Raw genomic sequence first — 17,251 nt, forward strand, 5'->3', positions numbered from 1 at the left:
CATCTGATGAAAAAAATCAAACTTTTTTTATTCCATCATGTTTCCCTGATTAAAATTCACGTCCTATCTTCGCATTCTATCTCAATAATAATCAATGTTTTTACCTTGGATATACCTTCAAAATTTGACAACTCTATTTTAGAAAAAAAATTTTCCAATTGTTCTGTTTGCAATAGCGACCTCACCTCTTTTGACCAAGAGTACTTGATTGAGAAAGCCTACAAACGTTTTCCGGACAACCTTGGTGAAGAACTGTTGTTTGAAATTGCTGTTTGTTTTGATTGTGCAGGAAGAATGAAAGGTGAACTTTCAAAAGAATCGCTCGAAAACATAAGCACATTCTTTCAGGAAAAGAGCTTTGAACAAAAGCAAGCCAATCCAAACCCCGACCCATCAATACTTTTGAACCAATGCCTACTAAGTGGTAAGAACCTGGGCGATATGCAAGAGTATCAAGTTTACGCACACTGCCGTGGAGGTCAATTAGCCGACCCTCACAGCTATTACATGTTGAGTGATAAAATCATTGAAGAAATTCAAGGATTACTTTCCGATCACACAAGGGATCAACTCCAAAAGTTTAGTGACGATAATATTGGAATGCCACCTGAACTGAAGAAGTTATTTAGCAATGGTGACCTAATTATTCTTTAAAAAGTAAGCGCTAAACCATTCACCCATTTTACCGTAAGGTTGGGAATATCCGGATCCTGTACTGGAAAAGCATCATAGGTCATATTTAAAGTGCTTACGAAAAATAACTTTTTGATGATACCTAGTTTCAATTGTGTTTGAATTGAGGTTCTAAAGTCCTCCCAATAATCTATTCGAGGCTGATAATAGATTGTGGTGGACCATTGCAACCTATCCTTCTTTGCTAAATATGCTGACAAATACGCACTAAATCGCGGATCATGCCTTTCAATGTTATTATCCAATTCGTTTTCATACTCATACAAAATCAAGGTTCCCAAGTAGCCTTTTCTACTTGGTTTTTCGAAGAGTGTAAATCGAGTACCCCCTCCTGAAAGAACTCGGTCACGAATTCTTAATGGTCGATTTTGTTGATACTGAGCCAAAGCTTCATAGGTAAGCCATCCATTTTGCTGATAGCCGTAGCGAGCATGAAAAAGTAAATTTTGCTCCAACTTTTCATCTGCCGCAATAGAAACATCCCAAGTATTAAGAAACAACCATGTGCTTTTATCCTGTTTGTATTGAGCTGTAAAATTGTTATTAAGTTCAAAAAGCTCCTTTGTATTCTTTGTATAGGTAACATTAAAATTTTCTACACCATACCAGCCATTACTATCGGCAGCACTGCGCAAAGATTCTATATTTACAATTTGAGAATAAAGAGGAACTGAACAGAAAAAGAGTAAAGTGAAGACAACAATACGTTTCAACATGCAATCGTTTATTTTTAAGAATGGTGCAAAAATAAAAAGCCCCGAAAAAATCGGGGCTTAATAAACCTAAAAGGTCAAGTCATGAAACATTTGAAAACTCTACTCTGTGTCAAATATAAAGTAAAAAGTTCTCATAAAACAAATAATTATTAATCTTTATTTACAGGTACTTACAATTTTTAATGTCGAAAAAGTTACAATCCATGAACATTATAACCACAACAATCTTGAAATCAATACAAAGCGTTTTACTTGGAGCCATTATTTTTCTTTCAGCCTCCACAAAATCTTTTGCTCAAAGCGAAGAACTGAAACAAAAAGTAAGCGCCTTTAAAAGTGATCTGGAATCCTATGAAATGAAATACCTCAACATAAGCGACCGTGATTTGGGGAGTATAGAAGAAACCGGATATGTCTGGAAGGATGAGTTTATGCTAAAGTCAAAAGAGAAGGAAGAAAACAACATTGGGAATAAGAGCTACGCCAAGTATTACTTCTCCATCTTTTCCTACGAAACCATAGAAGATCGTCAATATGGACTAAAAGACTGGATGGGCGATTTTATAAACAGCGAAACTTTGCGCCCAGGTCGTGATATGCGTACTTATCCTGAGGCAACCCCCACTATTATTCTTATCAATGATTTGGAAATTATTACGTGTAACTACAAATGCAGCGATTTTTCAGATGATGGTTTTGACAATTGGAAAGATATGCTCCTAAAGTACTTTGGCGAGGACAATACGATGGTAATTGAAATAATGTGCGATGGTCCATTAAAGTGGACGAAAAACGCACCAGACCCTAAAGATAGGAGGAAGATGATTTAACCCATCCAGCCTTCTCTATCCAAACTACGATATTGAATGGCTTCTGCTAAATGGCCCGTTTCTATTTTTTCGCTGCTTTCCAAATCAGCAATAGTGCGGGCCACTTTTAATATTCGATCATACGCACGAGCAGAAAGATTTAGCTTATCAATAGCGTGGCGCAATAAATCCTGACCGTCCTTTTCTATCCTGCATACTTCTCGTAAATGGCGTGTTTGCATTTGAGCATTATTGTAAATGCCTTCTGTTTCTTTAAATCGTTCGTTCTGAATTTCGCGTGCCACCACTACCCTTCTTCGTATATCCGCACTCTTTTCCTCTTTCCTTTCAGAAGACATTTCATCAAAACTCACTGGGGTAACTTCTACATGTAAATCAATTCGGTCTAAAAGTGGCCCTGAAATTTTGTTGAGATACTTCTGCACGATACCGGGCGAGCAAACGCATTCTTTGCTTGGATGATTAAAATATCCACACGGACAGGGGTTCATGGAAGCTACCAGCATAAAAGAGGCAGGGTAATCAACCGAAAAGCGCGCGCGGCTTATATTTACCTTTCTGTCCTCCATAGGTTGACGCATTACTTCCAGTACCGTCCGTTGAAATTCCGGCAACTCATCCAAAAACAAAATACCGTGATGTGCCAATGAAATCTCTCCCGGCTGTGGAAAACTTCCGCCTCCAACAAGGGCTACATTCGAAATAGAGTGATGCGGACTTCGAAAAGGTCTCTGCGCTACCAAACTTGCATTATTACCCAACTTACCCGCTACCGAATGAATTTTGGTGGTTTCCAAAGCTTCATTCAAAGTCATGGGCGGAAGAATGGTAGGCATACGTTTGGCTAGCATTGTTTTTCCTGCTCCTGGAGGCCCAATCAAGATTACATTATGTCCACCAGCTGCCGCGATCTCTAGAGCGCGTTTTATGTTTTCTTGTCCTTTTACTTCACTAAAATCAAATGCTGGATTTTCTAAATGTTGACGAAACTCTTCCCTTGTATTTACAATAGTTGGCGTAATGTTTTTTTCTCCCGAAAGGAAACCAACCACATCAGAAATACTATCCACACCATACACTTCAAGGTCATTTACAATGGCTGCTTCGCGTGCATTTTCTGTAGGAAGAATGAATCCTTTAAAACCTTCTGCTCTAGCCTGGATAGCAATTGGTAAAGCGCCCTTAATCGGCTGAACTGTTCCGTCCAAAGACATTTCCCCCATTATTATATAATCACCAATGTTGGGCATTTCGTGCTGACCAGAAGCTGACAATATTCCTAAGGCAATAGGTAAGTCATAAGCTGAACCTTCTTTTCGAATATCGGCCGGAGCCATGTTGATGGTAATCTTTTTACCTGGCCATTTATACCCTCGGTTTTTGAGAGCGGCAGTTATACGATGTTGGCTTTCCTTTACTGCGCTATCAGGCAGCCCCACCAAGTGGAAATTTATTCCGGTATCAATATTTACTTCTATGGTAATTGTGGTGGCATCTACACCAAAAACTGCGCTGCCAAAGGTTTTTACAAGCATTAGTTGAGGAGTTTGTTCTTTGAAAAATACCACTTTTAAATTAAACAATTCAACTTATAAACATCACCCAAATCCCACATCGTATTGGTTATATTTGCCTTTCTTAAGATTTAGAATAAAAACATTTAGATATGAGCGATGATAAAGGCGCAAAACTGAAAGCGCTACAACTTACCATGGACAAGATGGACAAAACCTATGGTAAAGGTGCGGTGATGCGAATGGGTGACAGCCCTGTAGTTTCTGTTGAATCTATTTCTTCTGGTTCATTAGGCCTGGATGTAGCCTTGGGCATTGCGGGTTATCCAAAAGGGAGAGTGGTTGAAATTTATGGCCCTGAATCTTCTGGTAAAACCACACTTACGCTTCACGCTATAGCTGAAACACAAAAGAAAGGTGGCATTGCCGCTTTTATAGATGCCGAGCATGCTTTTGACCGTACTTATGCTGAAAACCTTGGCATCAACACCGAAGAGCTAATTATTTCTCAGCCTGATAATGGTGAGCAAGCTTTGGAAATTGCTGACAACCTTATTCGCTCAGGCGCGATAGACCTTATCGTAATTGACTCGGTAGCTGCACTTACACCAAAAGCAGAAATTGAAGGTGAAATGGGCGATAGCAAAATGGGACTTCAGGCTAGGTTGATGTCGCAGGCTCTGCGTAAACTCACTTCTACTATTAGCAAAACTAATTGCTGCTGCATTTTCATCAACCAGCTTAGAGAAAAAATTGGGGTGATGTTTGGAAACCCAGAAACTACCACCGGTGGTAATGCACTTAAATTTTACGCTTCGGTTCGTTTAGATATAAGACGTGCATCGCAGATAAAAGATAATGACGGAGTAATTGGAAACCGCACCCGTGTAAAAGTGGTGAAAAACAAAGTTGCTCCTCCATTTAAGCAAGCTGAGTTCGACATTATGTACGGACAAGGAATCAGCAAGGTGGGTGAAATAATTGACCTTGGTGTAGATCATGAAATCGTAAAGAAATCAGGTTCTTGGTTTAGCTATGGAGACACTAAGCTTGGCCAAGGACGTGATGCTGTAAAGCAACTTTTACTTGACAACCCGGAGCTGGCTGATGAGATTGAAGGCCTTATCAGAGAAGCTATCAAAAAGTAGATTGAAATACCTTATCAAAAAGTCCGCTTATTTACAGCGGACTTTTTTAGTTTTGACACCTATGAAAAATATCCTTTTTGCCCTTTTTACCACTTTGTTTTTGGCTAGCTGCCAAAATACTCCAACGGAAGATTCTACAAATGATAGCTCTGACCAGAAAAATGTAGCCACTCCCCCTGCATCGTCACTTGATTCTATCAATGAATTACTTTCTAATGATGAACTAAACGCAAAAAAATTGGCGCTTAGAGCAAAAGTATATTTGAGAGCTAACAACGTAAATGCAGCTCGCATAGATATTGGCAAAGCCTATGTAATAGATAGCAACTTGGCAGTAGTGTATGAAGCTAGGGGCGAAATGAGCTACTTACTAAATAAAGGTCGTGCTGCACAAAAGGATTGGGAAAAGTGTATTAAGATTGATCCAAAAAATTCCAACTGCTTGCTGAGTTTAACGGAACTCTATATTACTGTTCAGGAATATGAAAAGGCATTGAAAATGGTAAATCGCCAACTTGAAATTGACGATAAAGATCCTCAGGCCTACTTTATGAAAGGTATTATCATTCGCGATTTTAAGCAGGACACAGGTCTGGCCTTACAGTATTTTCAGAATGCAGTGGACCTTAAGCAGGATTATATTGAAGCTTTGGATATGCTTGGTGTAACTCTAGCCAACCGTGGTGACACCCTAGCTCCGTTTTATTATAAAAGGATACTTGATCAGCAACCACAACGATGGGATGTTTACTATAAGCTGGGAGCGTATTATATGAATAAGAATGAGGAGAACCGCGCTTTGGAAGCATTCACCAAGGCTACCCAAATAAATCCTGCTGATGCTGAAAGCTACTACAGCATGGGCTACATTCACCTAACGCTAAGACAATTTGCCAAGGCAAGAGATTTGTTTACACAATCCATTAATGCAAGGGAAAGAAACTACAAAGCCTACTACGGTAGAGGCTATTCTCATGAAATGCTGGGCGATATTATCAATGCTAAAAAAGACTATCAACGAGCCATCAAAGCACTACCTCAGTACACACCTGCCGTAGAGGCTTTAGAAAGAATAAGCAAATAAATAGTGAGGCAAATACCACCTGAAAATATTTGGAATCAAGATGCTCAAAAATCCTTTTTCTCTTTACTAAAAACTAAAGCAGGACATGAGCAAGGCGAGTTTATTCTAGCTAAAGCTGAGGAGTTAACAAAGTATGGCAATAGTGCTAATCACGATTTGCTTAAAGGTGCAGAATCGCTGATGAATATGTACACACTGAAGTATCATAACCCTAAAGACTCCACCAAGGCAAAAGAATTGCTTGCCACTATTTACCACAAGCTTGGCGAAACAGAAAAGGCTAATCGTTTTCTGAAGTAGTCACTTCTCGTTTTAGTTGAGGATAATCAGTAATAACGCCATCTACTCCCATTGCCCTTAGCTGAGATATTTCCTCTTTGGTGTTTACCGTCCAAGGGATAATCCGCATTCCCTTTTCATGGCAATAGTTTACCAGATCCTGATTTACCAAGGGAAAATAACAGCTGTATATTTCAGGTTCAAAGCCTAAATCTGAAATATGATCCTTTGCAGAAATATCATCTTCAACCAGCAAAGCCAATTTTATCTTGGGGTATTCTTTATGTAAAAACTGTAGAGGCCGTTTATCAAAACTCTGAATAACCGTGCGGCTTAGCACATCTTTATTTTTAAGTAACTCTACAAGCAAGCTCGCGTATTCCTCAATTTCCGGGTGGTACAGATTGTCCCACTCAGGGCGACTTTTTATTTCAATGTTATAATTTGGGGCTGGTAGTTTATTCGCTTTAGCATAAACCTCTGCCGTGTCTATCACATCTTCAAGCAAGGGTTTTACCGCAGGTATTTTCTTTTGATCTGGAAATTTAGAGTTTGGTAAGCTTCCACAATCCACATGACTTACATCTTCGTAAGTCCATTGGTAAATATTATTACCTACTCCCAAAGTATCCGGCAAACCACCATCTACAAAATTGACATTGCAAATCTCACGATTGAAAAACGGTTCATGAGAAACCACCAGCTTTTCATCACTGCTTACCACCACGTCCATCTCCAAGGTATTCATGCCTTCGTCCAATGCAAACAAAAAAGCGGGAATAGTATTTTCAGGAAATGCACCACGGGCACCACGATGGCCTTGCCATTCAAAATCAGAGCTAGAAGGCTCCGTAACTGGAGTACATGAATTGATCAAACTTAGTGTTCCAAGAAGCAAACACAGTTTCCTCATAGCTTACTTTGCGCTTCGTGTGGCTTTTTCAATCCAGTCCCACTCGTCCTTTCCAAGTGCTTCCAAAAAGTTCATTTGCCCAGCACCTTGAAGCCACTCACCACCATCTATGGTTACCACTTCACCATTCATATAAGAAGCAAAATCAGAAACCAAATAAGCCGCAAGATTGGCCAACTCCTGGCGCTCGCCAGTTCTCTTCATAGGTACCTCTGCCTCTAAGTCTAGTTTTTCAGAAATGTTGCCTGGCAGTAATCTGTCCCAAGCGCCTTTGGTAGGAAATGGCCCCGGAGCTATAGCATTAAAGCGAATGCCATACTTAGCCCACTCCACTGCCAGTGATTTGGTCATAGCCAAAACTCCAGCCTTGGCCATTGCCGATGGAACCACATATCCAGAACCAGTGGTAGCATAAGTTGTCACAATATTTAGGACGGTGGCTGTTTCTTGTTCCGAATTTATCCAATGTTTTCCAAAGGCCAATGTGCAGTTTTTGGTACCTTTTAACACGATGTCGATTACCGCATCAAAAGCTCCGGCCGAAAGTCTTTCTGTAGGGCTGATAAAGTTTCCGGCAGCATTATTCAAAAGCACATCTACCTGACCATACTTTTCGACTACAGCAGCATGAAAGGCTTTTACTTCTTCATAATTTCTTACATCACATGAAAATGGAAAAACTTCGCCTCCACTAGCTTCGGCCATCTCTTTTGCAGATTTTTCAATCACTTCCTGACGTCTTCCACAAATGGCCAATTTAGCGCCAAGCTGCAAAAAATATTCGCCCATAGAGCGCCCAAGCCCAGTGCCACCGCCTGTAATTACAATCACCTTTCCCGCTAGCGCATCTTCGCGCAGCATTCCTTCCATATATCGTTTTGTCATAACCTTTACTTTTGGCTAGGATTTTTAGTAATCCTGTTCTGAGCTTTGATAGCAAATGTATTCATTTGCACCATCCAATAATATTCCTGCAAATTATGCAAAAGACTGACATACGCTTCCCGCTTGCCGAAAAGATTGCACAATCTTTATCTATTCATGAAGATGACAGAGTAGATGACTATTTCTGGCTTCGTGATAGAGAAAATCCAAAAGTGGTCGAATATCTGAATGCCGAAAACACATTCCGCGAAAGCGAAATGAAAGACACTGAGGAACTTCAGGAAAATCTTTTTCAAGAAATAAAAGGACGTATAAAGCAGGATGATGCTTCGGTTCCTTACCATAAGAATGGATACTGGTATTATGTTCGATTTGAAGAGGGAAAAGAGCATGCAATCTATTGCCGTAAGAAGGGCCAGCTTAGCGCAGATGAGGAAATAATGATGGACGTAAATATAGAAGCCGCCAAGCATAGCTACTATCAGGTAGCAGGCATGAGCGTGAGTCCTGACAACAAATTATTGGCTTTTGGTGAGGACAAAGTGAGTCGTAGAATTTATACGCTTCGCTTTAAAAATCTGGAAACCGGAGAAATTTTGGAAGATGAAATCACCAACACCACTGGAGGTGCAGCTTGGGCTAATGACAATTCTACCATTTTTTACACTGCCAAAGACGAAACACTTCGCCCAAATAAAGTTTACAGACATAAGCTTGGCAGCAAAACCGATGATGTAGAAATTTATCACGAAGCAGATGAAACCTTTGTATGTGGGGCTTACCGCAGCAAATCGCAATCTTTCATTATGATTGCTTCCGGGAGCACTGTTTCTAATGAATATCGCTATTTGGATGCCAACAATCCTGAAGGTGAGTTTAAAATTATACAGCCGCGTGTCCGCGATTTAGAATATTCTGTGGCGCACTTTGGTGAATTTTGGTACATCCTTACCAATGCCGACAAAGCCACCAACTTTAAGTTGATGCGCGCTCCACTTGCCAAAACCACCAAGGAAAATTGGGAAGAGATAATTCCGCACCGCCCTAATGTGTATTTGGAAAACCTTGAAATATTTAAGGAATACCTAGTAACTGAAGAGCGCGAAAATGGCTTGACGCGAATTCGCATAAAGCGCTGGGATGGCAGCGATGAGCACTACATGGAATTTGACGAAGAAACCTACACCGCTGGCATTGGCAACAACCCTGAGTTTGACAGCCAAACATTGCGTTACGGCTATTCATCACTTACTACGCCTTCTTCCGTTATCGATTATGATATGGAGTTTAGAAAAAAGCAGGTGATGAAACAGCAGGAAGTAGTGGGCGGCCACAATCCTGAAGAATATCATGCGGAGCGCATTTGGGCTACAGCCGCAGATGGCACCAAAGTGCCGATGTCTTTAGTTTACAAAAAGAGCCTGAAAAAAGCTGAAGGCAACCCTACCCTTCTTTATGGATATGGATCTTACGGAATTACAGTAGACCCGGGTTTTAGTGCAACTCGACTTAGCCTTTTGGATAGAGGTTTTGTGTTTGTAATAGCGCACATACGTGGTGGACAATACCTAGGACGCCAGTGGTATGAAGACGGAAAAATGTTGAAAAAGAAAAACACTTTTACGGATTTTATCGCTTGCGCGGAAAAACTGATTGAAGATAAATACACGACTACCGAACACCTTTACGCGATGGGTGGAAGTGCTGGCGGCCTGCTAATGGGAGCCGTGATGAACATGCGCCCTGATCTTTTTAATGGAATGATTGCCGCAGTGCCTTTTGTAGATGTGGTAACCACCATGCTCGACACTTCTATTCCATTGACCACCGGAGAGTATGACGAATGGGGAAACCCTAATGATCGCGATTATTATGATTATATAAAGTCTTATTCGCCTTATGACAATGTGGAGGAGAAAGATTATCCCTCTCTATTAATTACCACCGGAATAAACGACTCACAGGTACAGTATTGGGAGCCTGCCAAATGGGTAGCTAAGCTCCGCACCAAAAAGACGGACAAAAACCCGCTGTACCTATACACCAATATGGACACCGGCCATAGCGGTGCTTCCGGCAGATTTGAAGCTTATAGAGAAACGGCTATGGAATATGCGTTTTTGTTGAAGTTGGAGGGGATTTTAAAATGACATCGATTACAATATTACATTAAAATATGTCGTGTAAAAGAGTGCATTTCTTTAACCATTAAGGAATGAAGAAACATGAAGCAAGTCTTAATAAACCTTAACTTCTTAATGGTTCTGTACAACCATGAAGTTACACAAAGACTTTATCCTTAGGTAGCTCCTAAGTAGCGTTCCAGCTAGCGCAGATTTACAATCTGTGCTTCATCCAAATGATAAACTTACCTGGACACGCTTTACAAAAGTGCGCCAGCAAAAAAATAATGCTTATCAATTGGCTATCTTTGAAATACGTCAATATTTTCAACATGAAAGAAGTAACCCTTAAAATCCCGGATAAAAAACTTGGCTTCTTTATGGAGCTTGTGAAGCAATTGGGCTTTGAAGTATCTCACGAGGTAGAAATTCCTGAAGAGTACAAGGCTATTGTTAGAGAGCGTATTCAAAAATCCGTAAACGAACCGGATAGACTAGTAGATTGGGATAAAGTACAGGATGATTTTAAACTGGATTAATCTCACTACTCAGTTTTATACTCTTAAAAAAAGTAATTCAGCAAAACATAAAAAAGCGGCTACCTCATCAGTAGCCGCTTTTGCATGCTTGGTATTTCTACCTAAATAATTTCGAGCACATCTTCTGGCGGGCGGCCAACACGGGCTTTATCACCGTTTACCAAAATTGGTCTTTCCATAAGTTGTGGGTACTCTATCATTGCAAGGATCACCTCATCTTCGGTAAGTTCTTTGTCGGCAAATTCTTCTTTCCAAATAGCCTCTTTCTTGCGCACCAAATCAATGGCGTCTATGTCCAACTTATCCAAAATTTCCTCTAAATCTCCCGGAGTGATAGGCTCCTTCATGTATTCCACTATTTCGGGGTTTACATTTTTACTTTCAAGCAATTGCAAAGTTTCGCGGCTTTTGGAGCAGCGTGTATTGTGATATAAAACCATGGTTATTATTTATTCATTAGGTGAACAAAGCCCTTAAACTCTTTTTGATTTGAGCAGGCATCTTCAATTTCAAGGGTGTAAAAGTAAACACCTTCGGCCAAAGTATTGCTTTCAAAAGTGCCATCCCAGGGCTTATTTATATCATTGGTTTCATAAATCAATTTTCCCCAACGGTTGAAGATTTTCATATCTACCCATTTATAAAACTCCGGGTGAGCTCCTTCCGGTAAACCAAAGTAGTCGTTTAAGCCATCTCCATTTGGGGTAAAAATGTTTGGCATCCAAGGAGTGTAGCCATCCGAGAAAATTTCAAGCACCGTGTCTTTGGTAAAATATCTTTGACATAATGAATCCTTAAGACTCAGTGATATCTTATACTTGCCACTTTCTGAAAAACTATAGTTTACGGCTTTTCCCTGGGCTGTTTCCCCATTCCCGAAATTCCACTCATAATCTTGAAAATGTGTTCCCCAAGCAGAAAGCTTTACATCTCCTCCATCTCTGCATGGTTCATAATCTATGCTAAAATCATTGGAAGAAGCTCGCTTAACAAACTTCAGACTCTTCTCCACCGTATCTGATATACCACAGGCTTTATTCTCAGCCACCATGGTCACAGTGTAAACTCCCTCCTTAGTATAATAATGCTTGGGCGAGACATCTGTTGATTTTTTTCCATCCCCAAAGTTCCAGGAGTAGGAAATAGCATCGTTGGATTGATTGACAAAATCTACCTCAAAAATATTGCTACAGCTATCATATACTGGCTCAAACTTAGCGACTATAGAATCTGAAAAACCGTAAACCGGTAGAGCAAATGTGTCGATTGTGTTACACATCGTGTCGATTGCAATCAAATTGTAAATATGCTTTCCTCTAATAAGAACTTCAATAGAATCCAGATTACCATTTATCACTGATCCATTTGGTAATATCCATTTATATATATCACCATTAAAACTTTCATTATTAACTTTTGCCGAAAAAGGAACGCAAGCGCTATCCTTACTGAGAGTAGCTTTAGCCTCTACTTCTAAAGCCGAGAATTCCATTTTGACTGCAGCTAAATTGCATGCGCTTATATCCAATCCTAAATTGTGTCTTGAGTAAGCATTAGTTGTTGTAGGCCAATTACTATTCCCTGGACAACCTCCGCACACAGCTTGATAAATTGTACCATCCGGTGAAAACCTACTTGTGCCACCATCTACATGATCATCATTTGATCCCCCAAAATATGTGGCGTAACTAAGCTCTTTCCAGGATGCATCAAGCACCATAAAGTAAAAATCGCTTCCATCGGTAGTGCTTTGAAAAGCATCGGATGTTAAAGGTAAGTTGCGCGTAAACCCTTGGTTGTGATTGGCACCTCTATTCACCTCGCCTCCCCAACCAGAAACATAGACATTTCGACATTCATCCACCATAAAAGCCGTTGGCGAAATATTATTGGTAATATGTGCACCATCACCAAACACCATCGAGCTTTTTGATTTTTGAAGATCTGAACTAAACTTATGAATATACTGAGAGCTACTAGCGTTATGATAAATATTAGAATCGGTGGTAATTGGATAATCACCTAGAGTTTGCCCAAACACATAAACATCTCCGGTATAATCAATATCCACAAAGTAGTTCACATCTCTACCTGGAGACCCATTGTAAGTGCCTGATATAAAATTACCATCATTAACACCAAGCTCTACTATGTAACCATCTCTATCACCACTTCTATTGGATTGATAGGCTTCATTTGGAAAATTGAAATCATTGCTAAGAGTACCTCCAGCAATATAAATACTTTGAAAATCGGTTGACAATTTAGCGCTAAGCGCATTGTCTTCACCAATACCGCCAAGATAGGAAGCCCATTTAAGTGTACTAAGCGTGGAATCGAAGGCTGCCACAAATCCATTAATGGAATCGGGTGCGGTGCGGATAAATGCACTTGGTCCTACAGTAAGATTGGTAGAGTTTGAACTCCCTACTATGTAAATATTTCCAATACTATCCGTTATCACCTCTCCCCTAAAGGTGTCCCCATAATTATAGTCGAGGCTATTAATTCCGTCATTACCCGTACCTCCATAAAGTGTAGCTGCAGGAAGTGTACCTCCACTTGAATCTAACACACAAACAAACACATCTGTACCCTGTGGAAATGAAGCATCGCCCAGAAAAAAGCTCAACGCATTCCCTCCACCAGCAAAGGTTCTGTCATGTGCATTAGGTCGTGTGGGAAAATCACTGGAGCCGGTAGATCCATAAACGACCAGCTGTTTATTTTTAGTTTCTATCAAGCTATAGGGCATCTCATCTTCGCCACCACCTAAATAAGTGGCATACTCCAACTGGCTTCCATCAGCACTAAACTTACTAATTGCAACATCAACTCGAGGGCCTGCAAAATTAATTTGAAAAGCACCTCGGGTGGCAGGGTATTTACCACCATCATTGAACACAATACCTCCAGCATATAAACCTCCATCTTCACTATATGTGGCTGTAAAGCCAAAGTTATTGGCAGTACTTCCTGAAAAGGTACTAAACACTAATTCAGGGTCAATTACCAAAGGATATTTTCTATTGTAATTCCCTATTTCAAAAACTACCAAATCTCCTTCAATATTATACTCACATGGCACCTCTACTCGCTCATCATTTATTTGCTGATAGGCAAAAGGCGCCATCTCCAAAACTTCTCTCACACTGGTTTGTAAAGTCAGGTTTCCATGCTCTAGCTTCATGCCATCAACCCCTATATATTGCATTGCAATCTGCTTAGGGTTGGACTTGGGTTTTACAACAAAATCATACTTCAGATTTCCCTCAGGGGTAAAATAATATTTGGCATCGATACCAGGATAAACATCAGTATACATCACTTCTCTATAAGCGCCAACTCCACTTTTCCATTTTTCAGAATCAGCCCCTAAAAAGAAATTGTATTTGGTATGGGATTTATCTTTGGTAACAGAAGAAATATCCAAAGAAGCTCCAACAAGTTTTACCTCATAAGCGTGAGCTTGAATATAATCTCGAGTTTCTACATCCTCGCCATGCATGGCTCTATGAAAATCGCCCAAAGCATCCTCGTCAATCATGCTTACCACCACCGAACTGCCTTGCAAAAAAACAACTCCACTTGCCATGTCATATTTATAATCAAATGGTTGCGACCATTGACCCTCATTTGCTATAAAAGTAGGCTGGTACTGACCCGAAACAAGCCAGCTAGATAGAATAAGTAAGATTAATATCCGTAAAGGTTTTATCAACTTATGAATTTTGGTAAACCTTAAAAGTATGTCCTTTTTCAAGATTCGCAAACAACAATTATATGAGCTATCACTTTGCGTTTGCTAATTCAGGTTTTCATCGCGTAAGCGATTATTGCTCCTGCAATTCATTGCTCTGACCTTCTTGCATCAAGTAGGCTTTTATAAAAGCATCAATATCGCCATCCAGCACAGCATCAGTTGCACTGGTTTCGGTACCTGTACGTACGTCTTTTACTAATTTATACGGATGCAAGACGTAGTTTCTAATTTGAGAACCCCACTCAATTTTTTTCTTCCCTGCTTCAATTTCGGCTCTAGCCTGATTCTTGGCCTCCATCTCTATTTCATACAGCTGAGATTTCAAAAGTTGAATCGCCTTATCCTTATTTTGAAGCTGAGAACGGCTCTCAGTATTTTCAATAATAATACCTGACGGCTTGTGTTTCAAACGCACGCCTGTTTCTACCTTGTTTACGTTTTGCCCTCCAGCACCGCCAGACCGGAAAGTATCCCATTCGATATCTGATAGGTTTACATCTATGCTGATAGTTTCATCCACCAAAGGATATACATACACGGATACAAAGGAAGTATGGCGTTTTGCATTACTGTCAAATGGTGAAATACGCACCAAGCGATGAACACCATTTTCACCCTTGAGGTAACCAAATACAAAGTCGCCTTCTATTTCTAAGGTCACCGTTTTTACTCCAGCCACATCGCCAGCTTGGTAGTTGAGCTCCCGAACCTTAAACTTATTTCTTTCTGCCCATCGCAAGTACATTCGCATAAGCATGCTTGCCCAATCACAACTTTCGGTTCCACCGGCACCAGCTGTAATTTGCAATACCGCACTCAGCTTATCCTCTTCACCAGAAAGCATATTTCTAAACTCCAAGTCTTCCACAATTGTCATTATCCCTTTGTAGATTCGCTCCACTTCAGAGGCTTCCATTTCGCCAAGCTCATGAAACTCTATCGCAAGGGTAAGTTCTTCGCGTTGCTCTTCTGCTCTTTCATAGGCTTCAACCCAAAATTTAAGCCCGCGGATTTTTTTCATCACGGCTTCTGCAGCGTCATGGTCATTCCAAAAATCAGGATCACCGGTTTTCTCCTCCTCATTCCTGATAAGGATTCGCTTCTCCTCAATATCCAGATAAGCTTTCAGCTTTGACAGCCTCTCATCTAGCTCGCGTAAGTCTTCTTGTGAAATCATGTTGCAAAAGTAAAGGTTAAATCCAATCCGCAATTCTTGAGTTGCTTAGTAATCTTTAATTTGCAATTAAAAGCATTTAGCACCTAACCCACCTTATATCAAAGGCTTTATTACTTTTGCGTTTCTATATAAAATTTCATCAGAAATGACCCAATATGACGTAGCCGTAATCGGCTCAGGACCTGGCGGATATGTGGCTGCAATCCGTTGTGCACAATTAGGATTCAAAACAGCAATAATTGAAAAGTACAGTACCCTTGGGGGAACTTGCTTAAATGTGGGGTGCATTCCATCAAAAGCACTTCTAGATTCTTCTGAGCATTTTCACAATGCCTTGAAAAATTTTGATACCCATGGTATTAAAATTAATACACCAGAGGTAGACTTTACCCAAATGGTGGATCGCAAGCAAAAGGTAGTAGACCAAACCTGTGATGGTGTAAAATTCTTGATGGGCAAAAACAAGATTGAAGTTTATGAAGGCCTAGGATCTTTTATAGACGAAAACACCATCAATATTGCCCAAAAAGATGGTGATGAAAAAATTGGCGCTAAGCACATTATCATTGCCACAGGTAGCAAACCTACCGAACTTCCATTTGCGAAGTTTGATAAAGAGCGTATAATTTCCAGCACCGAAGCTTTGAAGCTAAAAGAGGTGCCAAAAACCATGGTAGTGATTGGTGGTGGTGTGATAGGCCTAGAGCTAGGTAGCGTATATGCTCGCTTAGGCACGGAAGTTACCGTGGTAGAATACATGGACAAAATTATCCCAACTATGGATGCTCAGCTTGGTAAAGAACTTATGAAGTCTCTTAAAAAGCTTGGAATGAAATTTAACGTCAGCCATAAAGTGACTGACGTGAAACGCGAAGGTGATACCGTAACAGTAAGTGCTGAAGATAAAAAGGGTAAAGCTGTAAGTTTTGAAGCGGAATACTGTTTAGTGTCTGTGGGAAGAAGACCATATACTGATGGTTTGAACCTTGACAAAGCAGGTCTTACAACTGATGACCGCGGACGTATCGAAACCAATGAGCATTTACAAACTGCTAAAAGTCATATCTACGCTATTGGGGATGTAGTAAAAGGGGCCATGCTTGCCCATAAAGCTAGCGAAGAAGGAACCCTGGTAGCTGAAACCATTGCCGGACAAAAACCGCATATTGACTACAACCTAATTCCTGGAGTAGTGTACACTTGGCCAGAAGTAGCCAGCGTTGGTAAATCTGAAGAGCAATTGAAAAAAGAAGGCAAAGAAGTTAAATCCGGATCTTTCCCTTTCAAAGCTTTAGGACGTGCTCGCGCCAGCATGGATCTTGAAGGAATGGTAAAAATTCTTGCCGATAAGGAAACCGATGAAATATTGGGAGTGCATATGATAGGACCGCGTGCGGCTGACCTTATTGCTGAAGCAGTAGTGGCCATGGAATATCGTGCGTCAGCTGATGACATATCACGTATGAGCCATGCTCACCCTACATTTGCGGAAGCCATTAAAGAGGCCGCACTTGCAGCGACTGATAACCGTCCTTTACATATCTGATTTTATATATTTACAGCATGGGGATTCTTTTCCCCATGTTT

15 protein-coding genes are annotated in these 17,251 nt (G+C 40.5%); 8 read left to right on the top strand and 7 right to left on the bottom strand.

Features of this window, described 5'->3' with window-relative positions; all coding sequences use genetic code 11:
• Positions 1–6 precede the first annotated feature (6 nt).
• Positions 7–654, top strand: a complete 648-nt coding sequence (locus tag OWEHO_RS08785) for a hypothetical protein (protein ID WP_014202119.1) — start codon at positions 7–9, stop codon at positions 652–654.
• Here OWEHO_RS08785 and OWEHO_RS08790 read toward each other — a convergent pair.
• The gene (locus tag OWEHO_RS08790; RefSeq protein ID WP_014202120.1) at positions 651–1,409 is read right to left on the bottom strand and encodes a DUF481 domain-containing protein; all 759 of its coding nucleotides are present in this window, start codon (positions 1,407–1,409) and stop codon (positions 651–653) included. The genes OWEHO_RS08785 and OWEHO_RS08790 overlap by 4 nt on opposite strands.
• A gap of 203 nt (positions 1,410–1,612) precedes the next feature.
• Between OWEHO_RS08790 and OWEHO_RS08795 the strand changes: the two genes are divergently transcribed.
• Positions 1,613–2,239 carry a hypothetical protein gene (locus tag OWEHO_RS08795; protein ID WP_014202121.1) on the top strand — a complete coding sequence of 209 codons (627 nt, stop codon included), beginning with the start codon at positions 1,613–1,615 and terminating at the stop codon, positions 2,237–2,239.
• On the opposite strand, the gene OWEHO_RS08800 is transcribed toward OWEHO_RS08795, so the two are convergent.
• Entirely contained in the window at positions 2,236–3,774 is a 1,539-nt protein-coding gene (locus tag OWEHO_RS08800) for a YifB family Mg chelatase-like AAA ATPase (protein WP_014202122.1), read from the bottom strand. The two genes, OWEHO_RS08795 and OWEHO_RS08800, sit on opposite strands and share 4 nt — an antisense overlap.
• A gap of 131 nt (positions 3,775–3,905) precedes the next feature.
• On the opposite strand from OWEHO_RS08800, the gene recA reads away from it, so the two are divergent.
• From recA to OWEHO_RS08815, 3 genes are all read left to right on the top strand, one after another.
• Complete coding sequence (gene recA, locus OWEHO_RS08805; protein WP_014202123.1) at positions 3,906–4,901, top strand: recombinase RecA; 996 nt, start codon at positions 3,906–3,908, stop codon at positions 4,899–4,901.
• 61 nt (positions 4,902–4,962) lie between these two features.
• Positions 4,963–5,985 carry a tetratricopeptide repeat protein gene (locus tag OWEHO_RS08810; RefSeq protein ID WP_041627522.1) on the top strand — a complete coding sequence of 341 codons (1,023 nt, stop codon included), beginning with the start codon at positions 4,963–4,965 and terminating at the stop codon, positions 5,983–5,985.
• 3 nt (positions 5,986–5,988) lie between these two features.
• Positions 5,989–6,285 carry a hypothetical protein gene (locus tag OWEHO_RS08815; protein WP_014202125.1) on the top strand — a complete coding sequence of 99 codons (297 nt, stop codon included), beginning with the start codon at positions 5,989–5,991 and terminating at the stop codon, positions 6,283–6,285.
• On the opposite strand, the gene OWEHO_RS08820 is transcribed toward OWEHO_RS08815, so the two are convergent.
• Both OWEHO_RS08820 and OWEHO_RS08825 read right to left on the bottom strand, forming a co-directional pair.
• A complete protein-coding gene (locus OWEHO_RS08820) occupies positions 6,266–7,177 on the bottom strand; it encodes a glycerophosphodiester phosphodiesterase family protein (protein WP_014202126.1) in 912 nt (303 codons plus the stop codon). The two genes, OWEHO_RS08815 and OWEHO_RS08820, sit on opposite strands and share 20 nt — an antisense overlap.
• A gap of 3 nt (positions 7,178–7,180) precedes the next feature.
• Positions 7,181–8,062: an SDR family oxidoreductase gene (locus OWEHO_RS08825; protein WP_014202127.1), complete on the bottom strand. Its 882-nt coding sequence runs from the start codon at positions 8,060–8,062 to the stop codon at positions 7,181–7,183.
• Positions 8,063–8,157: 95 nt separating this feature from the next.
• Between OWEHO_RS08825 and OWEHO_RS08830 the strand changes: the two genes are divergently transcribed.
• Positions 8,158–10,212, top strand: a complete 2,055-nt coding sequence (locus OWEHO_RS08830) for a S9 family peptidase (RefSeq protein ID WP_014202128.1) — start codon at positions 8,158–8,160, stop codon at positions 10,210–10,212.
• Positions 10,213–10,517: 305 nt separating this feature from the next.
• A complete protein-coding gene (locus OWEHO_RS08835) occupies positions 10,518–10,724 on the top strand; it encodes a hypothetical protein (protein WP_041628117.1) in 207 nt (68 codons plus the stop codon).
• Between the two features lie 101 nt (positions 10,725–10,825).
• Here OWEHO_RS08835 and arsC read toward each other — a convergent pair whose 3' ends face one another.
• The 3 genes from arsC to prfB all read right to left on the bottom strand — a co-directional run bounded on the left by arsC (position 10,826) and on the right by prfB (position 15,664).
• A complete protein-coding gene (gene arsC / locus OWEHO_RS08840; RefSeq protein WP_014202130.1) occupies positions 10,826–11,164 on the bottom strand; it encodes an arsenate reductase (glutaredoxin) in 339 nt (112 codons plus the stop codon).
• Between the two features lie 5 nt (positions 11,165–11,169).
• Entirely contained in the window at positions 11,170–14,445 is a 3,276-nt protein-coding gene (locus tag OWEHO_RS08845) for a DUF7948 domain-containing protein (RefSeq protein ID WP_014202131.1), read from the bottom strand.
• A gap of 112 nt (positions 14,446–14,557) precedes the next feature.
• Complete coding sequence (gene prfB / locus OWEHO_RS08850) at positions 14,558–15,664, bottom strand: peptide chain release factor 2 (RefSeq protein WP_014202132.1); 1,107 nt, start codon at positions 15,662–15,664, stop codon at positions 14,558–14,560.
• Positions 15,665–15,809: 145 nt separating this feature from the next.
• On the opposite strand from prfB, the gene lpdA reads away from it, so the two are divergent.
• Complete coding sequence (gene lpdA / locus OWEHO_RS08855; RefSeq protein ID WP_014202133.1) at positions 15,810–17,210, top strand: dihydrolipoyl dehydrogenase; 1,401 nt, start codon at positions 15,810–15,812, stop codon at positions 17,208–17,210.
• Positions 17,211–17,251: the final 41 nt, after the last annotated feature.

This window comes from Owenweeksia hongkongensis DSM 17368 (assembly GCF_000236705.1).
GTDB lineage: Bacteria > Bacteroidota > Bacteroidia > Flavobacteriales > Schleiferiaceae > Owenweeksia > Owenweeksia hongkongensis.

Coding starts and splice junctions, on each gene's coding strand:
- OWEHO_RS08790 (WP_014202120.1), bottom strand. CDS start 1,409: ATGTTGAAACGTATTGTTGTCTTCACTTTACTCTTTTTCTGTTCAGTT.
- OWEHO_RS08830 (WP_014202128.1), top strand. CDS start 8,158: ATGCAAAAGACTGACATACGCTTCCCGCTTGCCGAAAAGATTGCACAA.
- OWEHO_RS08835 (WP_041628117.1), top strand. CDS start 10,518: ATGAAAGAAGTAACCCTTAAAATCCCGGATAAAAAACTTGGCTTCTTT.
- lpdA (WP_014202133.1), top strand. CDS start 15,810: ATGACCCAATATGACGTAGCCGTAATCGGCTCAGGACCTGGCGGATAT.
- prfB (WP_014202132.1), bottom strand. CDS start 15,664: ATGATTTCACAAGAAGACTTACGCGAGCTAGATGAGAGGCTGTCAAAG.
- OWEHO_RS08825 (WP_014202127.1), bottom strand. CDS start 8,062: ATGACAAAACGATATATGGAAGGAATGCTGCGCGAAGATGCGCTAGCG.
- OWEHO_RS08800 (WP_014202122.1), bottom strand. CDS start 3,774: ATGCTTGTAAAAACCTTTGGCAGCGCAGTTTTTGGTGTAGATGCCACC.
- OWEHO_RS08820 (WP_014202126.1), bottom strand. CDS start 7,177: ATGAGGAAACTGTGTTTGCTTCTTGGAACACTAAGTTTGATCAATTCA.
- OWEHO_RS08795 (WP_014202121.1), top strand. CDS start 1,613: ATGAACATTATAACCACAACAATCTTGAAATCAATACAAAGCGTTTTA.
- OWEHO_RS08810 (WP_041627522.1), top strand. CDS start 4,963: ATGAAAAATATCCTTTTTGCCCTTTTTACCACTTTGTTTTTGGCTAGC.
- arsC (WP_014202130.1), bottom strand. CDS start 11,164: ATGGTTTTATATCACAATACACGCTGCTCCAAAAGCCGCGAAACTTTG.
- OWEHO_RS08785 (WP_014202119.1), top strand. CDS start 7: ATGAAAAAAATCAAACTTTTTTTATTCCATCATGTTTCCCTGATTAAA.
- recA (WP_014202123.1), top strand. CDS start 3,906: ATGAGCGATGATAAAGGCGCAAAACTGAAAGCGCTACAACTTACCATG.